Source organism: Chitinophaga niastensis (genome assembly GCF_003014755.1).
Taxonomy (GTDB): Bacteria; Bacteroidota; Bacteroidia; order Chitinophagales; family Chitinophagaceae; genus Chitinophaga; species Chitinophaga niastensis.
On sequence record NZ_PYAW01000003.1, the window covers coordinates 942766 to 959627 of the forward strand.

The 16862-nt window shown below is 45.1% G+C and carries 16 protein-coding genes; 6 read left to right on the top strand and 10 right to left on the bottom strand.

What is annotated here, in order from left to right:
- Window positions 1-117: 117 nt before the first annotated feature.
- Window positions 118-1056 (bottom strand): NAD-dependent epimerase/dehydratase family protein, encoded by a 939-nt coding sequence (locus CLV51_RS18390; protein ID WP_106529508.1) that lies wholly within the window; start codon window positions 1054-1056, stop codon window positions 118-120.
- Window positions 1057-1381: 325 nt separating this feature from the next.
- Here CLV51_RS18390 and kdsA point away from each other — a divergent pair, with 325 nt between their 5' ends.
- Both kdsA and CLV51_RS18400 read left to right on the top strand, forming a co-directional pair.
- Window positions 1382-2197, top strand: coding sequence for a 3-deoxy-8-phosphooctulonate synthase (gene kdsA, locus CLV51_RS18395; protein WP_106529509.1), 816 nt, complete (start codon window positions 1382-1384; stop codon window positions 2195-2197).
- Window positions 2198-2230: 33 nt separating this feature from the next.
- Complete coding sequence (locus CLV51_RS18400) at window positions 2231-2656, top strand: hypothetical protein (protein WP_106529510.1); 426 nt, start codon at window positions 2231-2233, stop codon at window positions 2654-2656.
- Between the two features lie 101 nt (window positions 2657-2757).
- On the opposite strand, the gene CLV51_RS18405 is transcribed toward CLV51_RS18400, so the two are convergent.
- Window positions 2758-2979 (bottom strand): PspC domain-containing protein, encoded by a 222-nt coding sequence (locus CLV51_RS18405; protein WP_106529511.1) that lies wholly within the window; start codon window positions 2977-2979, stop codon window positions 2758-2760.
- A gap of 344 nt (window positions 2980-3323) precedes the next feature.
- Between CLV51_RS18405 and CLV51_RS18415 the strand changes: the two genes are divergently transcribed.
- Both CLV51_RS18415 and CLV51_RS18425 read left to right on the top strand, forming a co-directional pair.
- Window positions 3324-5594, top strand: coding sequence for an aconitate hydratase (locus tag CLV51_RS18415; RefSeq protein WP_106529513.1), 2271 nt, complete (start codon window positions 3324-3326; stop codon window positions 5592-5594).
- 325 nt (window positions 5595-5919) lie between these two features.
- Window positions 5920-6501, top strand: a complete 582-nt coding sequence (locus tag CLV51_RS18425) for an LOG family protein (RefSeq protein WP_106529515.1) — start codon at window positions 5920-5922, stop codon at window positions 6499-6501.
- Here the strand turns inward: CLV51_RS18425 and CLV51_RS18430 are convergent.
- Window positions 6498-7475: a DUF4421 domain-containing protein gene (locus CLV51_RS18430; protein ID WP_158267059.1), complete on the bottom strand. Its 978-nt coding sequence runs from the start codon at window positions 7473-7475 to the stop codon at window positions 6498-6500. The two genes, CLV51_RS18425 and CLV51_RS18430, sit on opposite strands and share 4 nt — an antisense overlap.
- A 123-nt stretch (window positions 7476-7598) precedes the next feature.
- On the bottom strand, window positions 7599-8069 hold the full coding sequence (locus tag CLV51_RS18435; RefSeq protein ID WP_281261528.1) for a metallophosphoesterase family protein: 471 nt from the start codon (window positions 8067-8069) through the stop codon (window positions 7599-7601).
- A 54-nt stretch (window positions 8070-8123) separates the two neighbouring features.
- Here CLV51_RS18435 and purU point away from each other — a divergent pair, with 54 nt between their 5' ends.
- Complete coding sequence (purU, locus tag CLV51_RS18440; protein ID WP_106529518.1) at window positions 8124-8993, top strand: formyltetrahydrofolate deformylase; 870 nt, start codon at window positions 8124-8126, stop codon at window positions 8991-8993.
- Between the two features lie 41 nt (window positions 8994-9034).
- Here purU and CLV51_RS18445 read toward each other — a convergent pair whose 3' ends face one another.
- Both CLV51_RS18445 and CLV51_RS18450 read right to left on the bottom strand, forming a co-directional pair.
- Complete coding sequence (locus CLV51_RS18445; protein ID WP_106529519.1) at window positions 9035-9637, bottom strand: hypothetical protein; 603 nt, start codon at window positions 9635-9637, stop codon at window positions 9035-9037.
- Between the two features lie 184 nt (window positions 9638-9821).
- Entirely contained in the window at window positions 9822-10409 is a 588-nt protein-coding gene (locus CLV51_RS18450) for a hypothetical protein (protein ID WP_106529520.1), read from the bottom strand.
- Window positions 10410-10489: 80 nt separating this feature from the next.
- On the opposite strand from CLV51_RS18450, the gene CLV51_RS18455 reads away from it, so the two are divergent.
- Window positions 10490-11323 carry a CHAD domain-containing protein gene (locus CLV51_RS18455; RefSeq protein ID WP_106529521.1) on the top strand — a complete coding sequence of 278 codons (834 nt, stop codon included), beginning with the start codon at window positions 10490-10492 and terminating at the stop codon, window positions 11321-11323.
- Between the two features lie 52 nt (window positions 11324-11375).
- Here CLV51_RS18455 and hutG read toward each other — a convergent pair whose 3' ends face one another.
- From hutG to hutH, 4 genes are read right to left on the bottom strand one after another with little or no spacing between them, the layout of a single operon-like run.
- On the bottom strand, window positions 11376-12383 hold the full coding sequence (gene hutG / locus CLV51_RS18460) for a formimidoylglutamase (RefSeq protein WP_106529522.1): 1008 nt from the start codon (window positions 12381-12383) through the stop codon (window positions 11376-11378).
- Window positions 12384-12386: 3 nt separating this feature from the next.
- The gene (gene hutI / locus CLV51_RS18465; protein WP_106529523.1) at window positions 12387-13616 is read right to left on the bottom strand and encodes an imidazolonepropionase; all 1230 of its coding nucleotides are present in this window, start codon (window positions 13614-13616) and stop codon (window positions 12387-12389) included.
- 11 nt (window positions 13617-13627) lie between these two features.
- On the bottom strand, window positions 13628-15298 hold the full coding sequence (gene hutU, locus CLV51_RS18470; RefSeq protein WP_106529524.1) for a urocanate hydratase: 1671 nt from the start codon (window positions 15296-15298) through the stop codon (window positions 13628-13630).
- A complete protein-coding gene (gene hutH / locus CLV51_RS18475) occupies window positions 15276-16844 on the bottom strand; it encodes a histidine ammonia-lyase (RefSeq protein WP_106529525.1) in 1569 nt (522 codons plus the stop codon). Before hutH ends, hutU begins: the two co-directional genes overlap by 23 nt.
- Window positions 16845-16862 lie beyond the last annotated feature (18 nt).

A 16862-nucleotide genomic window follows, 5' to 3' on the forward strand; every position in this document is an offset into this window, starting at 1 on the left:
TCAAAGCGATATTATTCGCTTAATCTTCGCTAATCTTTTTTAAATCTTTCTATACTCAAAAAAATAAAATCAGGGTAATCAGTATAATCATCCTAATCGGGAGAAAGACAATCTCCGCTAAATATTTGCCAGCATATCCGCCGTCATCTTGCTCAAGTCAAATTCGTGTTTCCAGCCCCAGTCGTTACGTGCCAGGGAGTCATCAATGCTATCGGGCCAGCCATCAGCAATCTGCTGGCGGTAATCCGGCTCATAGGCGATGGTGAACGCTGGAATATGTTGTTTGATTTCTGCTGCTATTTCTTTTGGAGAGAAACTCATTCCGGACAGATTATATGCAGAACGCACAGATATTTTGGAGGCATCAGATTCCATCAGTTCAATGGTAGCCCTGATAGCATCCGGCATGTACATCATTGGGAGGTACGTATTTTCAGCCAGGAAGCTGGTATATTTTTTATGTTCTTTCGCCTCATGGAAAATTTCAATCGCATAGTCTGTGGTACCACCACCAGGTGCTGATTTGTAGCTGATCAGGCCGGGATAACGCAAACTTCTTACGTCTACGCCAAAACGGTGGTTGTAATATTCACACCAGCGCTCACCTGCAAATTTGCTGATACCATAAATGGTAGTAGGCTCAATGATGGTGTGCTGTGGTGTATCCATTGCCGGTGAATTAGGACCAAAAACAGCGATGGAACTAGGCCAGTATATTTTGTCAAGATTTTCTTCTTTCGCAATATCCAGTACATTCAGCAGGCTTTGCATGTTGATATGCCAGGCCAGTAAAGGATTTTTTTCGCCGGTAGCAGACAGTATCGCCGCCAGCAGGTAGATCTGGGTGATGTTGTGCCTGATAACCAGTACATGCAACATTTCCTTGTTCATTACATCCAGCGACACATAGGGTCCGGTTCCTTTCAGCAAATCATGCTCTTCACGCAGATCGGATGCCAGTACGTTGGCATCTCCATACATTTTCCTTAACGCCAGGGTCAGCTCCACGCCTATTTGTCCACAGGCACCAATAAGCAGAATCTTATCTTTCTTCATACAAAACTATAATTGTAAGCTATTTTTTAAATCGGACCGTAATATTAACGGGTTCGCGGATATTTCCGCACACCACATCTCAGCGCTTGACAATGCTATAACAATAAAAACTCCCACGGGTTATATTGATTGTTTTGGCATTACAATACTATGACAATTTTGTCTTTTCACATGATTAGACTGATTATGCGGATTACCCGATTTCTTTTGTTCATCTTAAAGACATTAAAAGTTTAACAAAATCGGCGTAATCAGCATAATCAGTCTAATCGGGAGAAAGACTATCTTTGCACCTTCTATTAAATGACCCAATTTTTAATAAAATATGAAGCATTTAAAATCATTGTTCAAAGAGCAATACAACCCGGAAAATTTCTTCCTGATTGCAGGTCCATGTGTGATTGAAGAAGAAGAAATACTGATGACAGTAGCGGAAAAAGTAACGACTATCTGTAAAAGATTAGCTATCCCATATATTTTTAAAGCATCATATCGTAAAGCCAATCGTACCAGTGTGCATTCTTTCACTGGTATTGGTGATGTAGAAGGGCTGGAACTGCTGCAGAAAATAGGAAAAACATTTAATGTACCGGTTACTTCAGATATTCACTCTGCTGCAGAAGCTGCCATGGCAGCGGCTTACGTAGATGTATTACAAATACCTGCATTTCTTTGCAGACAAACAGATATCCTGATTGCTGCTGCAGAAACAGGTAAAGTGGTGAATGTAAAAAAAGGACAGTTTCTCAGTGGTGAGTCCATGAAATTTGCCGTGGAAAAGATCAAAGGAGCTGGCAACGACCATATCATGCTGACAGAACGCGGTACCACCTTTGGTTACCAGGACCTGGTAGTGGATTATCGTAATATTCCTATCATGAAACACCTGGGAGAGCCTGTAGTAATGGATTGTACGCATTCCCTGCAACAGCCAAACCAAACCAGCGGTGTAACCGGTGGCAATCCGCAAATGATCAGTACCATTGCCAAAGCAGCTATTGCTACCGGTGCAGATGGTTTATTCATTGAAACACATCCGGATCCTTCCAAAGCGAAGTCTGATGGTGCCAATATGCTGCGCCTGGATCTGCTGGAAGAGCTCCTGGAGAAACTGGTAGAGATCAGAAAAGTAGTGAGATAACCTTTTTTATTCTGCCTTGTTTTATGTAAATTCATGAAACACAAAAATCAGCTCACTATGATTAGTATCAATGCATTAAAATCAGGTGATACCGTTATCACAAACTATGCTGGGGCAGAGAAAGAGGGAAAGATTTTGCAGATAGATCATGAAGATAAAAAGGTATTGGTTGCTACCAGTGATAACAATGAATTTTGGTATGACCTTGACAACCTCTATCCTATTCATCTTTCAGAAGCTGAATTGCTAAAGTTGCAATTTCATAAAGACGAGGCTGCCTCTTCAAATGGTAGTCATTTGTATGTGAGAGGGCCGTTTTCCGTACGTTTATACACAGAAGGACACAAACCCTTACTAGAGCTTCACTACCGGGATGAAACGCGGGGATTGAATGAGCCTATCACGTTAAATGAGCTGCAGAATCATTATTATGCAATGACAAATTTCCACCTGGAATAAAAATATTATCACCATAAAAAAAACACTGCCCACCGGCGGTGTTTTTTATTTAATAGCTATGCATGAATGCTTTGCTGTTGTTTAGCAGTAGCAATGATGAGTTATAAATAACGTAGCGGATTTCTCCTGGCATTCTGGATATAGTGCTTCATGTTCATCCAGAAAGCAAGAATCATATATACGATGAGTGGGGACCCCATCGTCAGAAAAGTGGCATAAATGAAAAAGATACGTATCCGGGAAGTGGCTACTCCTAGTTTATCTCCTATAGCAGCACATACACCGAACGCCTTCCATTCCACAAAATCTTTTATCCGGTTCATGAACCAAATTTATCAAATTCCTGCCGTAAAACCAAGTAGAAAACCGGGGATCGTTGCTGCTTCTGTAGTGGCCTGAATATCAGTAAGTTTATGCGGGATGGGCTTCTTTAAGTGCGGGAATGGTAAATTAAGCAACCGCGATAACTTTAATATAACAATAAATACTACTTTTTGAAGCCACAATAATAACCCCATTTCCTTGTCAGGAAAGTGTTTAAACATTGCGTTAAAGTATAGAAAGTTTATGTTGGGATGGTACAGGCTTCAGTATTTAATTTAAAAACTTGCTGATTTTAGTTAATTTTGCGTGCAATTTTTAACCGCTCTTAAAATATTTTTTTCCCATGGTGTTTGATATTGACATGATTAAAAAAGTGTATGCGGCACTACCGGGTAAGGTGGAAGCAACCCGTAAGATGTTAGGTCGCCCGCTCACACTTGCCGAGAAGATTTTGTACGCTCACCTTTATGCACCTACTACCTCGCCTTATGAGAGAGGCAAATCCTACGTTGAATTTGCTCCGGATCGTGTAGCAATGCAGGATGCAACCGCCCAGATGGCATTGCTCCAGTTTATGACCTGTGGTCGTGATCAGGCAGCGGTTCCTTCTACGGTACATTGTGATCACCTCATACAAGCCAAGGTAGGCGCTACAGAAGATCTGGCAACTGCTATTGACACCAATAAAGAAGTTTACGATTTCCTTTCTTCTATTTCTGATAAGTATGGCATTGGTTTCTGGAAACCAGGTGCTGGTATTATCCACCAGGTAGTGCTGGAAAACTACGCATTTCCCGGTGGTATGATGATCGGTACTGACTCCCACACCCCTAATGCCGGCGGTTTAGGCATGGTGGCGATTGGCGTTGGCGGTGCTGATGCAGTAGATGTAATGGCAGGTTTACCCTGGGAGCTGAAAATGCCGAAACTGATCGGTGTGAAGCTGACAGGAAAAATGAGCGGCTGGACTTCCGCTAAAGATATTATCCTGAAAGTTGCTGGTATCCTCACTGTAAAAGGTGGTACAGGCGCTATCGTGGAATACTTTGGTGAAGGTGCGGATAGCCTGAGCGCTACCGGTAAAGGTACTATCTGTAACATGGGTGCTGAAATCGGTGCGACCTGTTCTCTCTTCGGTTACGACAGCAAAATGGCTGACTACCTGAAAGTGACCAGCAGAGCTGAAGTAGCTGCACTGGCTGACGGCGTAAAAGAACACCTGCGTCCTGATGCTGAAGTATATGTAGATCCTGCTAAATACTACGACCAGGTAATTGAAATTAACCTGAATGAACTGGAACCACATGTAAATGGTCCGTTCACTCCGGATCTGGCATGGCCTATCTCCAAATTTGCACAGGCGGTGAAAGAAAACAACTGGCCTGAAAAACTGGAAGTAGCCCTGATCGGTTCCTGCACCAACTCTTCTTACGAAGATATTTCCCGCTCTGCTTCCCTGGCTCAACAGGCCATCGACAAGCAACTGGATATGAAATCCGAATTCACTATCACTCCGGGTTCTGAACTGGTACGTTTTACCATCGAAAGAGACGGTTTACTGAATACTTTTGACCAGGTTGGTGGTGTAGTACTGGCCAACGCCTGCGGTCCGTGTATAGGCCAGTGGGCGCGTCATATTGACGATCCTACCCGTAAGAACTCTATCATCACTTCCTTCAACCGTAACTTCGCGAAGAGAAATGATGGTAACGCTTCTACCCACGCATTTGTAGCTTCTCCGGAAATTGTTACCGCACTGGCGATTGCAGGCTCTCTGTCTTTCAACCCACTGACCGACAAACTGAAGAACAAAAATGGTGAAGAAGTAATGCTGGATGAACCAGTTGGTTTTGAACTGCCTACCAAAGGTTTCGCGGTAGATGATGCCGGCTACCAGGCACCTGCTGCTGACGGTAGTGCTGTTCAGGTGAAAGTATCTCCTACCTCTGATCGTCTGCAACTGCTGGCGCCATTTGCTGCATGGGAAGGTACTGATCTGAAAGGTCTGAAACTGCTGATCAAGGCAAAAGGTAAATGTACGACGGATCATATCTCTATGGCAGGTCCATGGCTGAAATACCGTGGCCACCTGGATAACATTTCCAACAACATGCTGATTGGTGCGATCAATGCATTCAACGATAAAAGCGATACCGTTAAGAACGAATTAACCGGCGAATATGGCGCAGTTCCTGCTACCATGCGCGCTTACAAAGCTGCTGGCTTAGGTGCAGTAGTAGTAGGTGATGAAAACTACGGTGAAGGCTCCAGCCGCGAACACGCTGCCATGGAACCCCGTCACCTTGGTGTACGTGCTATACTGGTGAAATCATTTGCCCGTATCCACGAAACCAACCTGAAAAAACAGGGTATGCTGGGTCTGACTTTCGCTAACAAAGAAGACTACGATAAAATTCAGGAAGATGACAATATCGATATCCTCGGTTTGACTTCTTTTGCTCCAGGCAAACAACTCACTATTGTACTGCATCACAAAGATGGCAGCACAGACGAGTTTGCAGTAAACCATACTTACAATCAACAACAGATTGAGTGGTTTAAAGCTGGTGGTGCACTGAACGTAATCCGTGCAGAAGCTGCCAAAAAAGCGTAATCATCTACGTTTGAAAATATAAAAGAGACCGTCTCCAACAGCGAGACGGTCTCTTTTTTTATGCGGCTATTTCTTTTTAACTTGCCCGCCTAAAGCCTCCCTTGTTTATGCCCGCAGATATAAAGACTACCTGGCTGGAACTGAACAGACAGCAAAGGAATACGCGATCTATCCAAATGCAGTATACAATCCCGGACGTAAAAAAGTGTTGCAGCACTTCCTTGGAATGCCTGCTATTTATTGTACGGGTACATTCAGCACATTGTATGAAAAGCCCGCCAGGCAAAACATACAAACAGAAATTGAAACTTTATAACTGAGATATATGAAACGAATTGTGGTTTTTTGCGGCTCCAGTGCGGGGCAGGATCCAATATATACACAGCAGGCCACCTTATTAGGCGCCGCTTTGGCCAAACGCAATATAGGGCTGGTATATGGTGGCGCAAAAGTAGGCCTGATGGGCGCTGTAGCAGATGGTGCAATAAATGCCGGTGGTGAAGCAATTGGTGTAATCCCTCATTTTTTACAACAAAAAGAACTCGCGCATGAAGGGTTAACAGCATTAATACTGGTAGATACCATGCACGAACGAAAAACTAAAATGAATGAATTGTGCGATGGAGTGATTGCATTGCCAGGCGGCTTCGGCACTATGGAAGAACTCTTTGAAATGCTTACCTGGGGCCAGTTAGGATTGCATAAAAAGCCAATAGGATTATTGAATATAAATGGCTTTTATGATGCACTCAACCAACTCTCTCACACCATGACGGCAAAGGGTTTCCTTACAGCAGAAAACCGTGATATGCTGTTATGCAATGATAATATTGAGGGACTGTTATTACAAATGGAAAAGTACCAGGCGCCTTCCAAAACCAAGTGGATCACACCTTCACAGAGTTAAATCTCTTTTGTTTTCCACAATGGTTTTTTCAATGCAAACCTGCGGACTAAACTTACCCTGAAATTGCCGGTACCAAATGTTTGATAAGTGCCTGGTATCGGCATTTTACTGCGGGTGGTCATGCCTACATAGTGAATGCCTGCAAAGTAGCGACTGGAATTATATCCTATAGAACCACGGATGGTGTTGCTGAACTGTAATCCGACGTTGTGGCTGACATGACCGTTTTCAAAAAAAAGCCTGGTTTGATTGGCACCTAACCCTCCTGTGAATGACAAGGATACAAAAAAATGTTTTTTAAATACATACGTGTACGCATATCCGAAGTTAGCAGCGATACTCGCAATACCACTGCGATAATAGTGCTCATCTCTTAAAAAAGTAGTGTCAATAATATTAGCCGGTACCAGGGAAGAATCTCCCTCTATCTTTGCAAAAAATATCTCAGCTCCCACTATAAAAGATCCGGCGCTTTTTTTCTGGTATTCATTCTGCAGATTAGGTGCCCGGTAAGAAAACTTTTTATCATTGAAAATATACTGCACGTTGAGACCCAGATTCAAATTCTCAATATCAGGGCGCATAGGATAAGGATTTAGGGCAGCATAATCATTACCAAAAACCGCTTTGGGATTAGCAATGTAGTAACCTTTGTAAGATTGCCCGTAAAAATCTACCACCAGTTTACGCAAATAGATATGTGTTTGCAGATCGAGATAAGTTGTTTTCCCGTATTTGTCATTGTGTTGGTTAACGAAGGGAAGATTAAACCCAAGGTTAACTCCTATGAACCGGTAGTTTACCCCGAAACCCAGGTTAAACGGTGTGTTGGGGCGATACAAAATATGCCGCTTTTGTTTTGTATCTGCTATATCGTATTTAGTATATTTTTTAGAGCCGTACAGTCGAAAGGTAATATCTTCCGTATGATCTTCAATATAAGTAGTATCATTCTCCGTCTTCAGCCATTTCATCAGTTTGCTTTGAGCTGCCACCGGAGCGGTGCAACTACAAACTATTATCAACAAAAGTAAAATTCGTTTATTCATAAACGTTATAGCGTTGTGTAACTTATAAGGTTATGTTGATGTCAATTGTCAGGGTAGTTCAACTACTTCCAGCTGTTGAATGTTACCTGCATCCAGCTGAAATCGCAGGAGCGTTTTTACTTTGTGCCAGCCTTGCTGCCCGCAGGCGCCCGGGTTCATGTGCAACAAATGCAGTGCCGGGTCAGGCATTACTTTTAATATATGCGAATGCCCGCAGATAAAGAGTTTGGGCGGATGCAGCTTTAACTGGTCTTTAATACCGGGGGCATATTTTCCCGGATAGCCGCCAATATGGGTCATCATAACAACTACTCCTTCCAGTGTAAAATGTAAGGTTTCCGGGTAACGGATACGGATATCCGCACCATCTATATTACCAAATACTGCCCGGAAAGGTTTAAAAGCCTCCAGTTTATTGGCAAGGTCTACATTACCGATATCGCCGGCATGCCAGATCTCATCTACTTCTTCGAAATACTTAAATACCTGTGGATGCAGATAACTATGGGTATCTGACATCAGTCCTATCTTTTTCAATAGCGAATTATATTATAATTTTTTATTTTGGGGTATATGTTAAATACACAATCTAACAATATAACCGCCTGTTTATTGATTTGCTGTCCCGACAGGCCCGGCATAGTAGCCGGTGTATCACAGTTTCTGTACCTATTGGGTGCAAATATACTCGATGCCAGTCAACACAGTACTGATCCCCGGGAAGGTTTATTTTTTACGCGCATGGAATTTCAGCTGGCGCTAACGGATAAAGTCATGCTGGAAGAGTCTTTCCAGCAACAGGTAGCCGCTCCGCTGCAGATGGAGTGGAAAATTGATTATAGTGACCGGCGCAAACGTATGGCCATCATGGTATCTGCTTATGATCATTGTTTGATGGAATTATTATGGAGATGGAAAAGCGGGGAATTACCGGTAGACATTCCGTTGGTGATTTCCAATCATCCGAAGCTGGAAAAGGAATGTACCGTGCTGGGTATCCCCTTTCATTACCTGCCGGTAGCAGCCAGCAGCAAGGAATTACAGGAGCGGGCGGCTATCCGGTTGCTGGAGGAACATGCCATTGATTTTACTGTGCTGGCCAGGTATATGCAGATATTATCGCCGCAGTTTGTTCGTTTGTATCCGCAGCGCATCATCAATATTCATCATTCCTTCCTGCCTGCTTTTGCGGGAGCAAGACCTTACCTTAACGCCTATACGAGAGGTGTAAAACTGATTGGAGCCACTGCACATTATGTTACCAATGAACTGGACGAAGGCCCTATTATAGAGCAGGATGTGGCCAGGGTAAGCCATAAACATACGGTAGACGACCTCGTGATGCTGGGAAGGGATATAGAGCGGCAGGTGCTTACCAGGGCGGTAAAAGCACATATTGATAACCGGGTCATCCTCCATGGCAATAAGACAATTGTATTCTAAAAAAGCCTGGCAATAATTATTACCAGGCTTTTTAACTGTATTTATTTTGCTTTCTTTTTGATAAACTTACCGAGTTTCTTACCTGATATCGCATAAGACTCAGCGAGACGGGTACCGGTGTCGAAATCATAACCACCAAAAGTACCACCAGGTGCACCATCGATAGTTACTTTAGCCAGTACTTTGCTTTTATCTGCTGATTCAACAATCAGTGCTTCCGCATCGATCTTCGCTTTTTTACGTGCTACGCCAACGTTCCAGCCGGGTTCAACGAAAGTAGTGTGGAAAATAAGGGTGTATTTAGCATCCTTATAATTACCTACCTGCAACTTGCCTTGTTTGTTGAACAGCTCGTCGAATTTAGGTTCAAATCTTTTTACGCGATCTGATCTCCAGGCTTTCACCCAGGTATCACCTCTTCCGGGTTCTTTTTTGTTGTACTCCGTTACTTTTTTGTTGATGTAGTCATCTTCGTTGTCAAATTTTCCAACGCTGAGGCTGTCGTAAGTGTACAGTACATTGATTTTGGTTTCTCCTTTCAACATAGAAAGTTCACCATCCTCCAGTTTGATTTTTTGAGCCGAAGCGCTCAGGCTTAGGGCTGTTAATGCTAACAGTGGCAAGGCCTTGGGGATAAATTTCATTTTCAATATAAGTTTCCGCAAACTTATAAATAAACTTACATATAAATGCAATTATACATGCGAAATATTTTCACATCTGATACTATAGGAAATGGCTATACGAAATATAAAATAAATTCCCATGCCCCTCCTTGCCAGGAGGAGAACTTTGCAGCGCGGATGAAAGGGGATAAAAAGAGGTAATTTATTTACCCATAAATTTGGCCAGCTTCTTTCCTGATACGGCATAAGCTTCCATAATACGCATGCCGGTATCAAAATCAAAACCCATCATACGACCGGGTGCATTATCAATGGATATTTTAGCGACCACCTTACTTTTATTCCCGGTTTCCACTATCTGCACTTCTGCATCGATGTAAGCGTTTTTACGTGCTATCCCTACATTAAAGCCAGGTTCCATAAAGGTGGTATGGAATATCATGGTGTATTTAGCGTCAGGGAAATCACCTACGCTGATATCGCCATTCTCATTAAATAATGAATCAAATTTAGGCTCAAACCGGGTGGGGCGGTCATCTTTCCAGGCTTTAGCCCAGGTATCGCCTTTACCTGCTTCCTTTTTGTTGTACTCGTCTGTTTTCTTTCTGACGTAATCACTCTCGTTGTCTTTGCCAACCGACAGATGATCATAAGTAAATTCCATATTGATCTTTTTCTGGTCTCTTATCGGCGACAGATCACCATCTACCAACTTAATTTTCTGTGCCAGTGCGGGGATGCACATCACAGCCAGCAACACAGTGGTTGCCACTTTGGGGAATAGTTGCATAACATGACAATTTGCAACAAAAATATCGAAAATATACGATACCCCTGATCACCGGAAATTTTATTTTAACTTTAGTAACAATGCTACAAACAGCCTTATATAACTATCTCCGCAAGGAATGCGACATCGTACTCGATGCCTGCGCACAATTGCAGGAAACACCCGGCAATCCCGCTGCTATTCACGTAATACGTGTAGGCGCAAAAAAGATCAGGGCCTTTTTTACACTCGCGAAGCAACTACCGGATTATGATTTCAATGCCGGTAAATACCTACGTACACTAAGACTCATACAAGCCATAGTCGGCACTTCCAGGGATCCGCAATTACAGGCAAAGCACCTGCACCATTATGAGAAAAATATAGCCTGGCGCTTTTCATTTGCACATTTATTACTACATAATAAGCAAGTTACCGCCGATGAGTTACTGCAGACAGCCGTTAAGCTTACTTCTGTCAAGCAGTTAGGCGCCCTACCGGAAAAATTCCGGGAAGCCATTGCTGAAACAGACAGTGAATCCGGCACTGATGCCCTGCTCACTTACATGAAAGATCAATACAGGTCTACTGCCCTGCCCGGCAGCAGGGCACATCATACCGTGTGGCATGCGCTGCGCAAACAAATGAAAACGTTGTATTATCAACTCACTATTATGGAGCAGGTATTACCGGCATCACACATCAGCAAAGAGCTGGTGGGTCCTACCAAAAAGGCCGGTGAACTATTGGGACAATGGCATGATACAAGTGAGTTATTATTATTTGTGAAAGCCAGCATCGCACAGCTGAAGAGAGAAAAAATCACCTTGCCGGTGAATGCGTCGGCGCTCGTACAATTGCTACAGCTGGATACCAAAGAGCAGCTGGCACAATGTTCCGTACACATGAGGCAGCTGTTAGCTGTTAGCTTTTAGCGGTTAAATACTGCCCTTCGGGTACTAACTGCTAATAGCTAACTGCTAACAGCTACAAACTAAGATCTTCCCCGCAATAGGCCATCACTATTTCAAATATAAGCGCAGCACCCAGTTTAGCGGTACGGTTATCTATATCCAGCGAAGGATTGAGCTCTGCTATATCTGCACTTACTACTTTTCCGCTCTGTAAAATAGCGCGGTAACATTGCAGGAACAGGCCTCCCGGCATAATTCCGTTATAGGCGGTGGCACTCACACCAGGTGCAAACGGGGCTGCAAAAACATCCAGGCAGGTAGTCAGGTATACCATATCTACCTGTAGCAGAAAATGTTGTATGGCCGCAAACAGTGTGTCTTTATCATTCAGATGAAATGCGTCGGCACTCACATAGGTAGTGCCTTCTTCACCGGCTATATTAAAGAGCTGACGGGTGTTCCCGTTTTTCTGTATGCCCAGTGCGAGGTAATTAAATGTATCTCCAGATTGTTTGCAATCCTGTGCCAGTTGCCAGAAACCCGTGCCTGAGCTGGGGCCTTCTTCTCCAGGTACCCGGATATCAAAATGCGCATCGAAGTTGATAAATCCTACCCGTTGTTTTTGCGCATATTTACGGATACCGCTGGCATGACCATAGGTAATTTCATGTCCGCCTCCCAGCAATATTGGCAAATAACCCGCTGTAAGAATAGCTTTCACAGCTTCGCTGAGTACTTCCTGTGCTTCTTCCAGTTGCCCGTTTTTACACAGGACATCACCTGCATCCAGTAAAATCGTATGTGCGTTGAAGTGAGCCGGAAAATTAGCAATGACTTTACGCAACGCAGCAGGGCCTTCTGCAGCGCCGGTTCTGCCTTTGTTACGGCGCACGCCTTCATCGCTGGCGAAACCTAACAGCACCATTCCTTTTTCGTTGGGTGCTAATACCGGTAAAGGTGCCTGCAGCAGGTCCACTACTTTTATTACCTGGTGCCAGCGCAGAAAATCTGCGTCTGTACCGTCTATACGACCGGTCCAACTTGTTGCCACTGCGGGCTGATAGCTCTCCTTCGTTATCATAAATTATTGTACTGGTTCTCCTTTTTTCCACACCATCACAGGTTTCATCTTACCCTGATAATATAAAATATCCCGGTAATCACCTGTGGGATATGCCTGCAGGTCTGCGGCGTATCCTACTATGAGCTGCCCGACATCCTTCAACTGCAGCGCTGGTGCAGCTCTAAAGGTAAGTGCTGCCAATACTTCTGCTGTGGACAATTTTTCTGCTGCACTCATCACAGCTGCCTGTATCAGCAAATCGCCCATGGGGGCTGATCCAGGGTTCCAATCGCTCGCAATGGCCACACAGGCACCCGCATTCAATAATTTGCGTGCCGGTGCATACTGCATGCCTAAACCTAATGAAGCACCCGGCAAAACTACAGCAACTGTATCTGATTTAGCGAGTAAAGCAATTTCTTTTTCTGTGCTGGCTTCGAGATGATCGGCAGAAAGTGCACCGGCAGCCACTGCTACCGCGGCGCCACCTGCACTGAATTGGTCGGCATGCACCGTAGCTGCAAAGCCTTGCTGCATGGCCTTTTGCAGGAATCCGGCGGCAGCCTTCGCAGAAAATGCTGTTTCTTCAATGAAAATATCTACCCGGTTAGTGAGCTGTTCTTCCTGCAATACCGGTAACAGTTCCTGTAATATCCATTGCAGATATTCCTCTTCTGTACCAGTGTAATCGCGCGGTTTCATATGCGCAGCCAAACAAGTAGATATCAACGTAGCCTGCGTATGCATGCCCGCCTGTTGTATGGCGCGCAGCATTTTTATTTCACTTTCCAAATTAAGACCATAGCCACTTTTTACTTCGATAGTGGTTACGCCTTCTTTTATATGGCGGTTTGCACGGGCAACCGTATTTTCTACCAGGGTAACGATATCGGCTACACGTGTTTTGGTAACAGAGTCCCATATACCGCCACCAGCGCGGGCTATCTCCAGATAGCTTTTACCGGCAATACGCATGGCATAATCGCGGTTGCGGGTACCATCATAACAAATGTGTGTATGACAATCAATAAACCCCGGCAATAACACCATGGGGATATCTATAAAAGAGATCTCGCATTCCGGATATTGCTGTTGCAGCAATTTGTATTCCGCTATAGCAATGATCTTACCATCATCCACTACAATGCCGCCTTTTTCTATCACTTTCAATTGCTCATCCTGCAACGTACCTTTTAAGGGTAACCCTGTCATGGGCAGTATTTGAGCAAAGGGACCGATTAACATTTTCATGGGCTGCTGTATTAAATGGATATACCAAATTTATCTCCCCATTCCTGTGCTTTTTCATAGCCTGCATCTGCATGACGGAAAATACCCAAAGCCGGATCATTAAACAATACACGGCTCAAACATGCTGCTGCACGGTCTGTACCATCCGCCAGCACTACCATGCCGGCATGTTGTGAATAACCCATGCCTACGCCACCGCCGTGGTGGAAAGATACCCAGGTAGCGCCGCCACCGGTATTGGCCATGAGGTTCAGTAATGTCCAGTCGCTTACAGCATCAGAGCCATCTTTCATGGATTCTGTTTCGCGGTTGGGAGAGGCCACGGAGCCACAATCCAGGTGATCACGACCAATCACAATCGGTGCTTTTACCTTACCGGATTTTACCAGGTCATTAAAAATAAGACCGGCCTTTTCGCGCTCACCCAGTCCCAGCCAGCAAATGCGGGCAGGCAAACCCTGGAAGGCTACCTTTTCCTGTGCCTGTTTCAGCCAGTTGATGAGGTGCGTATTTTCCGGAAATGCTTCCATCAATGCGCGGTCGGTGGTGTAGATATCTTCCGGATCGCCGGATAAGGCTACCCAGCGGAAAGGGCCTTTCCCTTCGCAAAATAAAGGGCGTATATATGCAGGCGTAAATCCGGGGAAGTTAAAGGCATTGGCTTCTCCACCTTCTCTCGCAAATTCGCGCAGGTTGTTACCGTAATCAAATGTAACCGCACCTTTTTGTTGCATGGTTAACATAAAGCCCACGTGGCGTGCCATGCTTTTCAGTGACAACTGCTTATAGGCAGCAGGATCGCTCTTACGCAGGGCCAGTGCGGCTTGCAGCGACATACCATTTGGTACATATCCGTTGATAGGATCATGTGCAGATGTTTGATCAGTGAGGATATCGGGGATGATATTGTCTTTCAGCATACGTTCCAGCATATCACCGGCATCGCTCACCAAACCTATCGACAATGCTTCTCCTTTCGCCTGTGCTTCCTGCGCCCACTGAATCGCTTCTTCATAAGAATGCGTCATACGATCAAGGTAGCGGGTATCTATTCTTTTTTGTATGCGGGTAGGGTCTATGTCTGCGCCGAGGAACACGGCACCGGCCATAGTAGCCGCCAGTGGCTGCGCGCCACCCATACCACCAATACCGGCAGTAACAAGCAACTTGCCTTTGAGGCTACCGTTAAAATGCTGACGACTGCACTCCATAAAGGTTTCATAGGTTCCCTGCAGGATACCTTGTGTACCAATATAGATCCAGCTGCCGGCAGTCATTTGCCCGTACATCATTAATCCTTTTGAACGCAGTTCGTTGAAATGCTCCCAGGTAGCCCATTTAGGCACCAGGTTACTATTGGCCAGCATTACACGGGGAGCCTGCGGATGTGTGCGGACAATACCCACTGGTTTACCGGATTGCACCAGTAGTGAGTGGTCTTCATCCAGTTCCAGTAACAACTCAATAATTTTTTGCAGCGATTCGCGGTTACGTGCAGCCTGACCAATACCACCGTATACCACCAGTTCATCGGGGTTTTCGGCTACTTCGCCATCGAGGTTGTTGAGCAACATGCGTAGCGGAGCTTCTGTTTGCCATGATTTAGCATGCAGGGTGGCACCATGTGGTGCTTTATAATGCGGGTGTGCCGCGTATGTTTTAATAAAGTCCAAACTGGTCATTATAAAGTCCGTTTAAGGTTAATTGATGTTGGGCGGCGGCTTCGTTGGCTACACGCACCAGTGATTGATCGGTGATGATATTATGCAGTGCTGCTATGTCGTACGCAAAGATGCGGTCTTTGGTAGCGAAGGTTACTTTTTCCCTGGTATATTGATGTACTGCTTCCAGCACCGGACCAGATTTCAGCGGACGGCGGAAATCCACTGCCTGTGCGGCATAGAGCAGTTCAATAGCCAGTATATATTCGAGATTACCAATTACCTGGTTGAGTTTACGGCCACTGATAGATCCCATGGATACGTGATCTTCCTGACCGAGTGAGGTAGGCACGCTATCCGCGCTGGCAGGGAAACACAGCGTTTTATTTTCTGTTACCAGTGCAGCAGTAGTGTACTGTGGGATCATAAATCCGGAGTTCAGTCCTGCATCCTGGATCAATAATTTAGGCAGTCCGTATCTTCCTTCAATCATCATATAACAGCGCCTGTCGGAAATATTACCCAGCTCCGCAGCCGCTACAGTGGCGTAGTCCAGCGGTAATGCCAATGGCTGTCCGTGGAAGTTACCACCGCTGATAGTATCAGTAGCACTGAAGATGATGGGGTTATCGGTAACTGCATTCAGTTCAATAGTAGTAAGCTCCTGCAGGTGCTGCCATGCCGTGCGGGAAGCGCCGTGTACCTGTGGCATACAGCGCAGGGAGTAAGGGTCCTGTACGCGGCCACAGTCCACATGCGAAGACATGATCTCTGAATTATCCAGCAATGTTTTCAGGCGGTGGGCTACCAGCTGATTACCGGGAAACGGACGGATAGCATGTAAGCGCGGGTCAAAAGGTTTGGCGGTGCCCATGAGTCCTTCCAGTGATAAGGCACCAATGATATCGGCCGCCTCCAGTGCGTTGTGCAGGCGTTGTACTGCTTTCACTGCAAAAGATAAAATAAACTGGGTACCGTTGATGAGCGCCAGTCCTTCTTTAGGACCAAGCACGATGGGCTGGATGCCTTCCTGCTGCATTACAGATTGTGTATCTGTTTTTTGTCCCTTGTACCATACATGCCCCAGCCCAATCAGTGGCAGGAACAAGTGCGCTAGCGGCGCCAGGTCACCGGATGCGCCCACAGAGCCTTTTTCGGGCACCAGTGGTGTAACGCGGTTTTCGATGTGCCAGATGATACGCTCCAGCGTAGCCAGGGCAGCGCCTGAATAACCTTGCGCCAGGGCATGCACTTTGGTGATGAGCATGATGCGGGCAATTTCTTCGGGGATACTTTCGCCCACGCCTACGCTATGACTTTGCAGGATATTGTATTGCAGTGCACGGGTATCTTCTTCAGAAATTTTAGTATCACATAACGGACCAAAGCCGGTGTTGATGCCGTATACCGTGGTATGCTGTGATACAATAGTTTGTACATACCCATAGCTGGTTTGTACACGTGTAATGACTTCCGGTACCAGTACGCCCTTCACCTTTCCTGCAGCAATGTCTATCACTTTGCCTACAGTGAGATGGTCTATACCGTACTTAAAAATATCACTCATGGTTAGAAGATTTATCTG

Bases quoted from the DNA above. Each gene is read 5' to 3' on its own strand.
- CLV51_RS18390 (WP_106529508.1), bottom strand. From the start codon at position 1,056: ATGAAGAAAGATAAGATTCTGCTTATTGGTGCCTGTGGACAAATAGGC.
- kdsA (WP_106529509.1), top strand. From the start codon at position 1,382: ATGAAGCATTTAAAATCATTGTTCAAAGAGCAATACAACCCGGAAAAT.
- CLV51_RS18400 (WP_106529510.1), top strand. From the start codon at position 2,231: ATGAAACACAAAAATCAGCTCACTATGATTAGTATCAATGCATTAAAA.
- CLV51_RS18405 (WP_106529511.1), bottom strand. From the start codon at position 2,979: ATGAACCGGATAAAAGATTTTGTGGAATGGAAGGCGTTCGGTGTATGT.
- CLV51_RS18415 (WP_106529513.1), top strand. From the start codon at position 3,324: ATGGTGTTTGATATTGACATGATTAAAAAAGTGTATGCGGCACTACCG.
- CLV51_RS18425 (WP_106529515.1), top strand. From the start codon at position 5,920: ATGAAACGAATTGTGGTTTTTTGCGGCTCCAGTGCGGGGCAGGATCCA.
- CLV51_RS18430 (WP_158267059.1), bottom strand. From the start codon at position 7,475: ATGAAATGGCTGAAGACGGAGAATGATACTACTTATATTGAAGATCAT.
- CLV51_RS18435 (WP_281261528.1), bottom strand. From the start codon at position 8,069: ATGTCAGATACCCATAGTTATCTGCATCCACAGGTATTTAAGTATTTC.
- purU (WP_106529518.1), top strand. From the start codon at position 8,124: ATGTTAAATACACAATCTAACAATATAACCGCCTGTTTATTGATTTGC.
- CLV51_RS18445 (WP_106529519.1), bottom strand. From the start codon at position 9,637: ATGAAATTTATCCCCAAGGCCTTGCCACTGTTAGCATTAACAGCCCTA.
- CLV51_RS18450 (WP_106529520.1), bottom strand. From the start codon at position 10,409: ATGCAACTATTCCCCAAAGTGGCAACCACTGTGTTGCTGGCTGTGATG.
- CLV51_RS18455 (WP_106529521.1), top strand. From the start codon at position 10,490: ATGCTACAAACAGCCTTATATAACTATCTCCGCAAGGAATGCGACATC.
- hutG (WP_106529522.1), bottom strand. From the start codon at position 12,383: ATGATAACGAAGGAGAGCTATCAGCCCGCAGTGGCAACAAGTTGGACC.
- hutI (WP_106529523.1), bottom strand. From the start codon at position 13,616: ATGAAAATGTTAATCGGTCCCTTTGCTCAAATACTGCCCATGACAGGG.
- hutU (WP_106529524.1), bottom strand. From the start codon at position 15,298: ATGACCAGTTTGGACTTTATTAAAACATACGCGGCACACCCGCATTAT.
- hutH (WP_106529525.1), bottom strand. From the start codon at position 16,844: ATGAGTGATATTTTTAAGTACGGTATAGACCATCTCACTGTAGGCAAA.